This window comes from Chitinophaga rhizophila, from assembly GCF_019492185.1.
Taxonomy (GTDB): Bacteria; Bacteroidota; Bacteroidia; order Chitinophagales; family Chitinophagaceae; genus Chitinophaga; species Chitinophaga rhizophila.
In genome coordinates this window covers 1,074,097-1,088,059 of record NZ_JAICCF010000004.1, presented here as the reverse complement: position 1 = coordinate 1,088,059, position 13,963 = coordinate 1,074,097, and the positions used below count along the sequence as shown (strand labels likewise).

Below are 13,963 nucleotides of genomic sequence, written 5' to 3'. Positions count from 1 at the left end.
GAAGTTTATTGAAGTGTATAAATGAATGGTTAGCGGGAACCCGTAGGCGGGGGAGGTAGATAGCTGTTTTGTAGTCCGCCGGTATTGACAGTGAGTTGTTGCAGGATGATACCTGGGGAGATCATCCAGTATTTCACAATATGTTTTCCCGGTTGGCTGAGATGGTGAGTGGAAGTCTGCCGGATGACATTCTCGGATACCCACTTGCTCCAATTGCCTTCATCGTGTAATTGGAGGATGACCGGCTCCGCATTATCCACAGAAACAGCATATTTAAGCCCTTTGCCGCCGGTAAAGTCAAGCGTAGGGGAGAAGTGTCCGGTAATGGAGATAGTACCTGTATCCCGGCTATAAATAGCATATTCAAGATGCGGACTGTTCTTTCCCAGGGAAACAGACCTGGTAACCGGGAAAGTGGTGATGCCGTCGCCGGTACTGCCAATGTCTGGAATGGCCTTCCAGGATATACCGGCGTTGCTGACCGCGTTGGTATAACGGGCAGCAGGCAGCGAGAAATAGCGGGAAGTATCTTTCGGCAGTGAATCGGTCCTGGTTACAGGGCGATGTGCCTTCACATAGGATACAGCAGGCATACTGTTTACCTCTGGTTGTTGCCAGTAGGTATATCCTATATGCGTCTGATCCATCATATGATTCCATTTGCCATTAGCATGCTGGTTGTATTCCTGCGAAAGTAGCGAGTCGCTGATATACAGCTGCCTGGCTTTATTGGCCCAGGCATTGGCGCTGGTATCCTGCTGGGCAGCATAAGATCTGTTCAAGGCCACCGCATGATATAGTTGGTGTACGATGGTAAAGGCTTTAACCGGGTGTAGTACCAGCTGGAAGTAAGCGTCTTTGTATGCCGGCGGGAGGCTGGCCCCGATGGCCGTTGCATCTTTCAGCAGGATTTCCCACTCCTGCAATACACGGGAAAACTCATTATAGGCGGTTAGGCTATAGGTATCAGCGTTTAACAGCTCAGGTTTTCTTCTGGCAGCGTACTGGCCGTAGCGGCGTAACACCTCACCGATCCTGGTAGCATAGGTAGCACCAAACTGCTCGCCCGCCCATTTGGTATAATAGTCACGGAGGTTATCTGCATGCCATTTATCGGTATTCCAGGCATAGTCAAGGAAGAAGGAAATAGGAAATTCCATGGGTTTGAGATCACCCACATTAACGATCCAGATCCTGTCGGCACCATAAGCTTTGGCAAGATGCATCTGTTCCCATACCCGGGCAATATTGTTTGTATTGAGCCATTTGTAGTTACGGGGATCTCCAACGTAGTCAAAGTGATAGTATATACCGTAGCCGCCGCCTCTTGGTTTTTCCTGAAGGTCGGGTAGTTTACGGATGTTTCCCCAGTTGTCATCGCAGAGTAGCAACGTTATATCATCGGGTACGCGCATACCGTTGTCGTAGTAGTCCTGAACTTCTTTGTACAATGCCCACAACTGTGGCGTGGCAGCTGCAGGTTTACCGGTGATCTCTGTAAGGATCTGCCGTTGGTCTTTCACAATACGTTCCAGCAGGGCAGTGGCGGTGCCTTCGGTCATGGGCTCATCGCCATCGCCACGCATGCCTATAGTAACAATGCTTTCATGATCCCGCATGCGGGTAATACCTGTACGCCAGAAGTCGCGGAGCGTGTTTTCGTTCTTAACGTAGTTCCAAGGGCCTTTGCCATAACGCCGCCATTCGTCGTGAGCGCGCAGCATAGGCTCGTGATGGGAAGATCCCATTACTATGCCCCATTTGTGTGCCATGACAGGGTTTAATGTATCGTCATCGTTAAACGCATTGCCCCACATGGCAGGCCAGAGGTAATTACCTTTCAGGCGTAGCAGCAGTTCAAACATGTGTTCGTACATGTGGTGATTGAAGCCGCCGAACTTTTCTTTAGTCCAGCCCGAAAAAGCAGGCGCTTCATCATTAATAAAAATGCCTCTGTATCTGACTGAGGGAGAGGTGCACCGAAATGAGTTACCTTTGATGTAAAGGGAGGACTGCTTCTTTACTGGCACATCTGCCCACCAGTACCAGGGAGAAACGCCTATTTGTTTGGAGATTTCCAGTACGCCATATGCGACGCCTCTTTTGTCGCTGCCGCTAATAACCAGTGCTTTATTAATATGGGGGAAGGGTCTGGTCAGCGTCTGTATCTGATAGGTTTCCCATGCAGGCTCCATGGGTTTATAGGCAGTGCGTTTATTGGCGGCAAGAGATTGCAGCGGCTGGCATCCATTCTGAGATCCAATGATGACAACATTGGCAGGAGCATCTGCAATATTATGTATAAGCGCAGGCTTTTTACCGGTAACTTTTTCTATATCGGCCTGTAGTAGTTGTGCACTTTTGTTGACCAGCCAGTCGTCGGTGCTGTCGGTGTAAATGGCAGCAGGGGAGGCGGTTACCAAGGGGAAGCTGTTTTTATCTGGTTTGGAGGTCAGCAGTTGCTGTGCATGGATATACTGCGCGGCAACCAGCATGAGTAAAAGGGTGCTTAGTTTTTTCATAATGGGAATATTTTGAATGCACGGAACTTTCCTGCTGCCGGGTTTTGCAGCAGGCCTTAACAGTGCCTTTTATCTGTTACTTGCTCCCTTTCCTGAGAGAGGAAGCGCGTATTATCAGTTCTGATCTGAGTATGATGGTATTGGTGCTGCTGATGAAGGAGACATCCCTGACATGGTTAATCAGGTGTCTGGCAGCTACCTGTCCCATTTCATAGCCTGAATAGTTGATAGTTGTCAGGTTGGGAGCGATGACCTGGGTTACCGGATCATTGTTGAAGCCGACGAAAGCAATATCCTCCGGTATGCGGATGCCTTGTTCTTTCATTGCAAGCATACAACCTATTGCACAGCTGTCATTGGCAACAAAGATTCCATCAGGCATGGGTTTCATCTGCAGGATAGTCTGTGCTGCTGTAGCTCCGGCTTCCTGGCTCAGGTTAGTGATCAGCACATAATCTTCGCGGAACTTTATCTTATGATCACTTAAGGCTTCTTTATAGCCTTTCAACCGGTCTTTATATACGTTCTGCACTGCCGGAGCAGTAATGTGAATGATCTTGCGGCAGCCCTGTTCTATCAGGTGTCTGGTGGCGTTGTAGGCAGCTTGTCTGTTATCGATCAGTATATTAACAGAACTTTCATGCTGCTGTACACGGTCGAAGAATATAACGGGTATATTTTTTTTGAAGAAGTTGTCAAAGTGTGTCAGCTCGGTCGTATCTACTGCAAGTGAGACGAGTAGTCCATCGACGCGGCTGTCAAACATTGTCCGGGCGCTGGAAGCTTCTTTGACGGATGATTCTGAGGATTGAGCGATCAGGAGGGAGAAGCCCTGTTCATTAGCAGCATTTTCTATACCGGCAATGACGGATGACATGAAGTGGCTGTTCAATCTGGGTACAATGATACCGAAGGTGTTGGTCTTCTGGTTGCGCAGGCTACGTGCAAAGTGGTTACTACGATAGCCCATCTGGTCTGCCAGTTCCAGTATCTTCTTTTTTGTCTTTTTACTGATTGTCGGATGGTCCTGGAGTCCGCGGCTGACCGTAGTCGCTGAGATATTCAGTTCTCTGGCGATATCATATATGGTCACTTCTCTTTCGTTTGCCATAAATGTCAGATGTCGGTATAAAGTAAATGAGAAAGCTAATGACGGCACTCATATCGTGGACATTGCCTGGCACAATCGCTTGCGCCAGCTAAATGTACAGCTAAAGTAAACTTTTTTGGAAAATAAATAACACAATCGGTTGCAATTTTCAAAATTGTCTTTACTTTAGTTGTGGAAAACGACTGTTGCAGCGATTCGGTACGTTTGATTGAGTATTCCCGTTTAGAATAATTCCTTGACTATTATTTATACCACTATCACTATCAACCGCTGATCGAAAACATAATCTCATTATGCAGATGGAACAAACAATGCGTTGGTTTGGTCCTGGAGATGCTGTGCCGCTGACTCATATCAGGCAGGCTGGCTGTACCGGTGTCGTAACAGCATTACATCATATACCCCCGGGCGAAGTATGGCCGGTGACAGATATAATGGCGCGCAGGCAGTTGATTGAAGCCGCTGGTATGACATGGACTGTGGTAGAGAGTTTACCAGTAAGTGAAGATATTAAACGCCAGTCCGGCGACTACCGTCGTCATATCGAAAATTATAAAGAGAGTCTTCATAATCTGGCTACGTGTGGCTTAAAAGTGATCACATATAACTTTATGCCAGTACTGGATTGGGTACGTACAGATATCGACTATCACATGGAAGACGGCAGCCGGGCCTTATACTTTGATAAAGCTGCATTTGCCGCATTTGACCTGTTTCAGTTACAACGCCCGGGCGCGGTAGAGGAATATGATCAGGCAGCGATAGCAGCGGCCCATGAACGGTATACCGCGATGACTACGTCAGAGAAAGAAGCGCTTTACAACAATGCGTTGCTCGGTTTGCCAGGAACCGGCGGGCAATTTACTGCAGAAGAAGTAATAGCAGCGCTGCATACCTATGCAGGTATCAACGCGCAGATATTACGCCGACACCTTTATGCGTTTCTGCAGGAAGTGGTACCAGTAGCAGCATCAGTGGGGCTACAACTGGCTATTCATCCGGATGATCCTCCCTTCCCGGTACTTGGACTACCACGTATTGTCAGTACCGCCGATGATATAGCAAAACTACTGGCAGCAGTACCGTCACCAGCTAATGGATTGTGTTTCTGCACCGGTTCATTAGGTGCAAGGCCGGATAATGACCTTGCCGAAATGGTCAGAAGATTTGGTCCGCATATTCATTTCCTGCATCTGCGTAATACAAAACGGGATACAGTTGGTAACTTCTATGAAGCAGATCACTTGGCAGGAGATGCTGACATGTATACTATTGTAAAAGAGATCGTGCTGCTAATGCGGCAACGGCAGGTTGCTATTCCTATGAGACCGGACCATGGGCATCAGATGCTGGATGATCTTGATAAAATGACTTACCCGGGATATAGCGCAATAGGCCGTCTAAAGGGGCTGGCGGAACTCCGCGGACTGGAAACAGGTATACTGCGTAACCTGTCACTCTTGCTGTTGGCAATATTTACCACCGTCTGCATGTCTGCAAAAGCACAGCAATATGCATCTGGCTACCCGCAGTTGAAGCGTCAGGGAAGTACTATGCAGCTATTTGTAAAAGGAGCACCCTTTCTGGTACTAGGCGGTGAATTGGGTAATTCAAGTTCTTCAAGTGCTTCCTATATGGAGCCATTGTGGGACACATTGCAGCAAATGCATCTGAATACGATCCTCGCTCCCGTGTATTGGGAGCTTGTCGAACCTGATGAAGGGCGGTTCGACTTCTCGGTTGTAGACAGTATTATTCACCAGGCACGTCGCCGGGATATGCATTTGGTGCTTTTATGGTTTGGAAGCTGGAAAAATAGCATGAGTTGCTATGTGCCATCCTGGGTGAAGACAGATACCAAACGTTTCCCCCGTGCCTTAAAAAGTGATGGTACCGGACAGGAGATTTTATCTGCCTTTAGTGAAAATAACCTGCTGGCCGATGTCAAGGCATTTCGTGCATTGATGCAGCATGTCAGAGACATTGACGTAGACTATAGTACCGTTATTATGGTACAGGTAGAGAACGAGATTGGAATGTTGCCTGAGGCAAGGGAGCATACCAGTTCAGCAGATAAAGCATTTAAGGGGCAGGTGCCGTCTGCATTAACTGGTTACCTGCACAAACATAAGGCAGATCTTGTACCTGAACTGAAGGAACATTGGGCACGTAATGGATATCGCACTAAAGGAACATGGGAAGAGGTTTTTGGGAAAGGTATTGAAACGGAAGAACTTTTCCAGGCATGGCAGTATGCACAGTATACTAATACAGTTGCCAGTGCAGGCAAGCAAGTGTATCCTTTACCTATGTTTGTAAATGCCGCGCTTAACCATAAAAATGTAGCCCCGGGGCAATATCCCAGCGGTGGTCCATTGCCTCATCTGATGGACATATGGCAGGCGGGAGCTCCCGCGATAGAGTTCCTGTCTCCTGACTTCTATAATCCACGTTTTAAGTACTATAATGACCTTTATGTACGGAGAGATAATCCGCTCTTTATACCTGAAATCCGTTTTGAACCGTCTGATGGGGTGAAGGCGTTATATGCCATAGGGCATTATCAGGCAATTGGTTTTTCTCCGTTTTCTATAGAGTCAACACATAGGCCAGCAGAAGAAACAATTGCCGCGAGTTACGATCTGCTACGGCAACTAGCTCCCATCATTAGTAGCAACAGCGGCACTGGTAATATGGATGGCGTATTACTCGACACTTTAGAAACCCGGCAAATTATCAGTTCAGGTAAATATACATTTTCAGTAGCGCATGACGGTACCCTCGGATGGTCAGGTATACCGAAAGACAAGTGGCCGGAGAGTGGAGCCGTTATTATTTGTCTTAGAGAAGACGAATATATTATTGCTGGTACCGGTATTGTATTGACAGTCAATTCGACAGACAATGAACAACCTTTAGCTGGCATCCTGGAGGCGGAAGAAGGAAAATATGTTCAGGGTAAGTGGTTGGCAGGCAGGAGACTGAATGGTGATCAGACACATCAGGGTAGACACATTCGTATTCCTATGGGAGACTGGGGTATACAACACGTAAAACTCTACCGTTATAAATAATGGCTGACAAGCTTTAACAGACATATAGATCATCACAAGCTAACAATGAAGACTAAGAAAAAACTGGCCATTGTCACCGGTGGCGGTTCCGGTATTGGATTTGCCATAGCAGAGGCATTTGTCCAGAGCGATATACACACTATAATTGTAGGCCGGGATCAGGAGAAGCTACGCGCTGCCTGTGACCGCCTGGGAAGCAACTGCAATAGTATTAGTTGCGACCTGACTCAGCTTGATAAGATTCCGTCAGTGGTTTCCGGGATCATAGCGGAGTATGGGCATATTGATATACTGGTCAACAATGCTGGCATTAACATGAAAAAGGCATTTATAGAAGTCACAGATCAGGATTTCCAGGGTATCCTCCAAACAAATGTAACAGCTGTTTTCTCCTTTTCCAGGGAGGTTGTAAAACATCAGTTGTCCAAGGGTATAAAGGGAGTTGTCATTAATATTAGTTCTATGGCCTCCCAATATGGCATCCCAAAGGTAATTGCCTATACCGCTTCAAAGGCAGCCATTGAAGGTATGACCAGAGCGATGGCTACAGAGTTGTCGCCCCATGGTATCAGGATCAACTGCATAGCACCCGGTTTTATTGCTACAGATATGAGTGCCAGAGCGCTCGACGCAGATCCTGAGCGGAAATCGAAAGCAATAGGGCGTACGCCAATGGGATACCTGGGTCAGCCGTCGGATATTGGAGCAGCAGCTTTGTTTCTGGCATCAGACACGGCAAAATACATTACCGGGGTGATATTGCCGGTGGATGGTGGAAATGCGGTAGGCTTTTAACTACTAAACTTATCTGAGCAAATAATAACCAGGGACTAACACTAAAATGGTGTGAAACAAGGTAAATTAATATGAGATCTGTGAGCTACTATTAGTTAATTTTGTAGTCCGGCATTCGCATGCGTGCAACCGGTCCCTGTTATATTGTTATGATGAGTTCGGAACAAAGGAATGCCCTGTCAGAGCTGTTCAATTTCAGCCCCGTGCCCATGTGGGTCTATAATATTGAGAATATGCAAATCCTCGCGGCCAATGCAGCTGCGTGTAAAAGCTATGGATACTCCGCTGATGAATTTTGCGCTCTTACTATAGATGTAATAGCAGCGGAAGGTGATATTACTGAGTCTGATGATAACATATACAAGCATATTATCCGCACTGGAGAGGTGATTCTGGTCGAGGTATCATCTGCACCCATGCCTTCCTGGCATGAGCATGCGCACGTCATTTCAGCTGTCGATGTGACCCAGCGGGAGAAGGCAAAAGAGACAGAACGCCAGCTACGTCTAAGTAACGAAAGGTTTAATTATGCCAGCAGAGCTAGTAATGAGGCGATATATGACTGGGATATCAATATAGACCACATTTACTGGGCAGACGGCTTCTGCCGTGTGTTCGGGTATTCGTTAGCAGGCAGGAAATATCCGCTCACGAGCTGGAAGAAAATGGTGCACCCAGAGGATGTAACAACAGTAAGAGAGAGTCTGCGGCGCACTTTGAAAGACTGTCGGAGCCATTACTGGAATGCACATTACCGTTTTATGCATGCACTTGGCAGGTATCTATATGTCGAGGAGACAGGTTATATCATCCGCGATAACAACGGTAATGCTATCAGAATGATTGGCGCGCTAAGGGATATAACCGCCCAGCATGAGGCAGCAGCAGCCTTGGAAGCTTCAGAAAGACGCTATAGTGATCTGTTCCATCTTAGTCCGTTGCCGATGTGGGTATATGACCTCGAAAGCTATCAATTCCTGGATGTTAACGAAGCAGCTGTGAATTTGTATGGTTATAGCAAGGAGGAGTTTCTGGCTATGACGCTTGCTGATATCAGGCGGCCGGAAGATAGAAAGGAGTTTGCTATACTGATGCAGACTAACGTTGTTCCTAATAAAGGACATTCAGCACTGGTCAGGCATGTGAAGAAGTCTGGTGAGACGATGATTATGAATGTCACCGGTAATTCCATCAACTATGGAAACAGGGAAGCACGAGTAGTTGCCGCAGTGGATGTTACGGAAAAGATCAAGTCACGGGAGGCTTTAGCGAACAGCGAAAGACGTTTCCGCAGATTGATACAGGAAGGTTCTGATTTAATCGCAGTACTGGATGATGAGATGAAAATCAAATATATCAGTCCGGCAGGAGAACATGCGTTGGGGATTCGTGCAGAGCAGTTATTGGGCACAGATGCATTTGCATCTATTCACCAGGAGGATCTGGATCGGGTAATTGGTGCCTTCTCCAAATTAGGTAATGAAAAACGTGTAGAAGTAGATCCTTTCCGTATTATAGATAGTTCTGGAAACATCCGTTGGGTGGAAACAGTAGTGACGGATATGCGGGAAGATGAAACTATCCGGGGCATTATTGCTAATTCACGCGATGTTACTCCACGTATGCTAGCAGAGGCAGAACGTATGCGTTATATTCAGGAAATTGAAGAACATAACGAAAAGCTTGCAGAAATAACCTGGACACAGGCCCATCTTGTACGAGCTCCTTTAGCGCGAATACTTGGACTTGTAGAACTACTTGTCGATAATGGAATTGATGCAGATACTAAGACTACTTTGCTCTCTTATTTGCTGGTGTCGGCTACAGAACTTGATGACATCATCAGAAAGGTCATAGAAAAGAGCCAGGCTATTACTGAGAATAGAGATAACTAACTGCTAGAGTGTAATTTTGTTGTTTTTGCTATCTTCGCGCCTTCTTGTTCAACCAGAAGCGATAATGCCTGCAATAAGACTGTTATTTTTTGCCACCATTTTTTTATTTTTCCTTATCCAGCCGGTCATAGGACAGATCCTGCTAAAAGGAGTTATTACTGAAGCTGGGAGTAACCAACCCGTAAGTAAGGCATCGGTCACTATTCCAGGTACGTCCCTGGGTACGAAGACCGATTCGGTGGGCGCTTTTAATCTTTTGATCTATCAGTTTCCCAAATTAATATACATATCATGTGTTGGCTATAAAAGTCAGCAAGTCCCAATTGAAGACAGCATTCTATCAATCCTCCTGGAGCCAGTAGGGCCTCAGATTCTGAATGAATTTAATGTCACTTCCAAGTATTACAAACAATACAGCTTAAATACTGTTTCAAGTGCTTTAAGGCTACAAACGCCGCTAATTAACCTTTCCCAGCATATCCAGGAGATTAGTCAGGAAGTAATTCGTGACCAGGCAGCCTTTAATATGACAGAAGGTATATCCCGAAATGTTAGTGGTGTGGTTAGGCAAGAGGTGTCAAATAATCTCGGGCCTTATATGTTCATGCGTGGCGGGCAAATATCTTCACTCCGCAATGGTATTGACCTGACACCTATTTACAGAGGGCCTGTACCTGAAGATGTTGCCATTATTGATCGCGTTGAGTTTATAAAAGGTCCATCCCTGTTCATGAGTAATATCGGTGATCCCGCAGGTACGTTTAACGTTGTAACCAAACAGCCTACAGGCATTAAACGTCAGTCTGTAGATGTCATGCTGGGTAACTGGGATTTTTACAGAGTTGCAGCTGATCTGAGTGGCGTATTGGATAAAAAGAAAAGGCTTCAATACTGCATGAATATAATGGGCATGGCTACCAACTCATTTGTCAAATATGATTTTAATCGAAGGTTTCTGATCGCACCTGTATTGAAGTATGTGCTTAATGATCGTACTTCCATAACCGCCGAATACAACTTCCAGCAGTTTCGTTATGGGTTGATGAGTCCCATTGTGATGTCACCTGATGGTTTTGGTACGTTGCCCAATGATTTTACTATTACGGAAAAAAGCTTGCCGCCTTATCACGTCACGGACCATACAGCATTTCTAACATTTTCACACCGCTTCAATGACCAATGGCAGGTTACTGTAAGAGGCGCGATGATGCGTAATGATAAAGAAGGTATTTATATGTGGGTAACTGGTGTGAATACTGCTGATCCGCATATTTTGCTGCGTAATCCTAAATACGATCTCGACAGGGCGGTGGTCTTTTCAGAACAGGCCTTCATCAATGGTAAATTTCATACTGGTTCTGTCAAACACCAGTTATTGGCAGGTATAGATGTCAACCAGAAGAAGTTCCTTGCTGATAGTTACATCTCATATGACACTTACTTGGATGGATATGGGAACGCTCAGCCCACCTATTATCCGCTCGATATCCAGGCTCCTCAATACGGTACCCTGATACCCAGATACCATACCCCAGGGGGTATTCGTAATGGAAATACAAGGCAGGAAATTGCTTATTATTCTCTGTACGTTCTGGATGAACTGTCTGCATTTAAAGATAAGCTAAGGCTTACGTTTGGCGGACGATTTACTGGCATTTGTACTGATAACATCATTTCCGGACTTACAACAAGTTCCGCGGATAAGGTCTTTACGCCTCGGCTTGGTATAAGCTATAGCATCCTGCCTGCTTTTACTGTGTATGCATTACATGATAAAACTATTGTACCTCAGGCAGGTATCACAAGTAGCGGTACTGTTATTCAGCCTTTGAAGGGCCGGAATTATGAGATAGGGTTTAAGAAAAACTGGATGGCAGGAAGGTGGAACAGTACATTGGCATTTTATAAAATCCATCGTACCGGTATCATGTCTGCCGACCCTGATAATAGCCAGTACCGTATACAGGTAGGAGAAACACGCGCTCAAGGATTTGATATAGATATTACCGGCCAGTTATTCCGCCACCTGAATGTAGTCATCAATTATGCATATAATGACGCTACCATTGAACGTGATATCAATAAGCTCCTGATAGGTACACCCACACCAATGTATGTGAAACATGTACAAAATACATGGCTTAATTATGAACTGCCATTAGAAGAGGAAAACACATTCTCTTTCTCCCTGGGGTACCAGTTCCAGGGTGGCAGAGGAGAACGTTATGCGACTGCGAATCAGCAGATAACACCTGACTTTTTCCGCTTAGACGCTGGAATAGGCTGGAAGTGCAATAAGATTAACATAAACGTGCTTGTAAATAACCTCCTGAACAAACACCTGATTGCCACACCATGGTTTAGAGGTGGACTTTATTATTGGGTACCACAGGCATCAATCAACGGTAGACTTGCACTTAGCTATAACTTCTGATAAAACACCCATCCGAATATGTTAAAAGCAGAAAATTTAACGAAACAATACGGGGAACACATTGCGTTAGATAGGCTCAATCTTGAGATCAAAGCAGGAGAGGTATACTGCCTGCTGGGTTCTAATGGGGCGGGGAAATCAACAACCATTAATATCTTTCTTGGATTTATACCTGCCAGTGACGGCCGTGCATTGATTGACGGGCAGGAAGTCTCGGTGAATAATGCAGCTACAAGAAATATGGTCGCCTATATTCCGGAGATCGTTAACCTGTATCCTACGCTGAGTGGTATGGAAAATCTCGAATACTTCAGTGCATTATCCGGTTTCCGGCATACAAAGCAACAGTTACAGTCTTATATGCAGACTGCTGGTCTGCAAAGCAGTGCTCTGGACAATAGGGTATCCTCCTATTCCAAGGGGATGCGTCAGAAAGTCGGTATTGCAATAGCACTAGTGAAAAAAGCAAAAGCTTTGTTTCTTGATGAGCCAACCTCAGGATTGGACCCACATGCCAGTAATGAATTTTCACAGATCATTACCAGGTTAAGTGAACAGGGTGTGTCTACACTGATGGCGACCCATGATCTCTTAATGGCTAAAAATCTTGGTAACCGTATCGGTATTATGCATAAGGGTAGACTGCGGCATGAGATGACGGCCAATGAAGTGTCAGACGCTGACCTGACCAAATTATATATTGATGTTGTAAAAGAAGTCATCTAATGATAGGGATCGTAGTAAAAAAAGAATTGAAAGAGATCTTCAGAACATCCAGGATTGCCTGGCTGTTTGCCGGTCTGCTGGTACTGATTGCCCTGTCCGTTTACAACGGCTATACCTATTACACTTCCCATAGCAGTTTACTGAAGGAATCTCAGGAAGTTACCTATAAACAATTTATATCTCAGGGTAATAAAAATCCTCATCTTGGTGCGCATTTTGGCTTCTATGCTTATAAGCCAACGGCAGATCTGGCCATGATAGATAATGGTATCGAAGATTATACAGGTAGCTCCTTTTACCTGGAACCTCATAAGAGGGGCATTATCAAATTCAGAGAAGTAACTGATGCGACCAGCCTGAAAAGTTTCGGATTTCTAAATATCGGTTATTTAATTCAATTCATCTTTCCATTATTTATATTCTTGATTTGTCACAACATCTTTTCTAAGGAGTGGGAAAATGGGACTATTAAACTGCTGCTGGGATCAAAGGTTGGACGTCGGGATATCTATATGGGCAAGTTGCTGGCATGCCTCTGCGTAGTATCTATGCTGATCGGTATAATTTTATTCTTGTCTTCAACAGTATTGATTGCTACTAGCGCTAATCTGGAAAAGGTAATGGGAAGCTATCTTATTTACTTGTCAGGACTTTGCCTGTTTTCGGTAATCCTGACCAGTATTGCTGTATCTGTTTCTTTATTGACAAGAAGCAGTACACTCTCATTGGTGATATTGGCCGGTTTTTGGCTAATGGGGGTTTTCCTTCTTCCGAGGCTGGCGGGGGAGATTTCCAAACATGTATATCCTGCCATCACTTCTGTAAAATTTGACCATGTCACATTTAATGAAATGCAGTATGGTGTAGGTGACGAAGGGACCAAGGATTATAGAAGGGAAAAGTTGCTTGAAAGGACCTTGGCTGAATATCACGTAGATAGTATCCAGCAGTTGCCGGTTTACTTTATCCCTATAACGATTGAATTTTTTGAAGAGTCGGATGGGAAGGTAATGGACAGGGCCTATAGTGCAGTTGACCAGAATCAAGCGCGACAGAATGGATTAGTTAGAAGTGTTGCCATGTTGTCTCCATTCCTTGCTTTCCGTGATTTTTCGATGCATGTGACAGCCACAGATATGGAAACCCATAATGATTTCTCTGAGAAAGCAGAACAGCACAGGCGTAAAATCGGTGTAATCGTAGATGAATATTACCAGAAACATGTTGAGGCTACCAATGAATTTTGGAAGACTGTCCCGCAATTCCAATATGAGCCGCCTGGATTAACGCATAGATTAGTGGCTGCTGGTCCCGCTATGCTTATAATGCTCGGCTGGACACTGGCAGCTATTGCCCTTATGATTTTCTCTTACCGTAAGATGACAGTCTGACTCAATAAAGAAGAA

General features: G+C 45.3%; 8 protein-coding genes. 6 read left to right on the top strand and 2 right to left on the bottom strand.

From position 1 onward, the window contains the following. Nucleotides 1–29 precede the first annotated feature (29 nt). Nucleotides 30–2,522 (bottom strand): glycosyl hydrolase 115 family protein, encoded by a 2,493-nt coding sequence (locus K1Y79_RS23845; RefSeq protein WP_220252703.1) that lies wholly within the window; start codon nucleotides 2,520–2,522, stop codon nucleotides 30–32. A 76-nt stretch (nucleotides 2,523–2,598) separates the two neighbouring features. Beyond that, nucleotides 2,599–3,633 (bottom strand): LacI family DNA-binding transcriptional regulator, encoded by a 1,035-nt coding sequence (locus K1Y79_RS23840; RefSeq protein ID WP_220252702.1) that lies wholly within the window; start codon nucleotides 3,631–3,633, stop codon nucleotides 2,599–2,601. A 299-nt stretch (nucleotides 3,634–3,932) separates the two neighbouring features. On the opposite strand from K1Y79_RS23840, the gene uxuA reads away from it, so the two are divergent. The 6 genes from uxuA to K1Y79_RS23810 all read left to right on the top strand — a co-directional run bounded on the left by uxuA (nucleotide 3,933) and on the right by K1Y79_RS23810 (nucleotide 13,948). After that, a complete protein-coding gene (gene uxuA, locus K1Y79_RS23835; protein WP_220252701.1) occupies nucleotides 3,933–6,707 on the top strand; it encodes a mannonate dehydratase in 2,775 nt (924 codons plus the stop codon). Nucleotides 6,708–6,752: 45 nt separating this feature from the next. Further along, nucleotides 6,753–7,502 (top strand): SDR family NAD(P)-dependent oxidoreductase, encoded by a 750-nt coding sequence (locus K1Y79_RS23830; protein WP_220252700.1) that lies wholly within the window; start codon nucleotides 6,753–6,755, stop codon nucleotides 7,500–7,502. 119 nt (nucleotides 7,503–7,621) lie between these two features. Then, nucleotides 7,622–9,397 (top strand): PAS domain-containing protein, encoded by a 1,776-nt coding sequence (locus tag K1Y79_RS23825; protein ID WP_317197502.1) that lies wholly within the window; start codon nucleotides 7,622–7,624, stop codon nucleotides 9,395–9,397. A gap of 64 nt (nucleotides 9,398–9,461) precedes the next feature. After that, complete coding sequence (locus tag K1Y79_RS23820) at nucleotides 9,462–11,831, top strand: TonB-dependent siderophore receptor (RefSeq protein WP_220252698.1); 2,370 nt, start codon at nucleotides 9,462–9,464, stop codon at nucleotides 11,829–11,831. Nucleotides 11,832–11,849: 18 nt separating this feature from the next. After that, nucleotides 11,850–12,557, top strand: coding sequence for an ABC transporter ATP-binding protein (locus K1Y79_RS23815; RefSeq protein ID WP_220252697.1), 708 nt, complete (start codon nucleotides 11,850–11,852; stop codon nucleotides 12,555–12,557). Then, nucleotides 12,557–13,948, top strand: a complete 1,392-nt coding sequence (locus K1Y79_RS23810; protein WP_220252696.1) for an ABC transporter permease subunit — start codon at nucleotides 12,557–12,559, stop codon at nucleotides 13,946–13,948. The genes K1Y79_RS23815 and K1Y79_RS23810 overlap by 1 nt, the downstream gene beginning before the upstream one ends. Nucleotides 13,949–13,963: the final 15 nt, after the last annotated feature.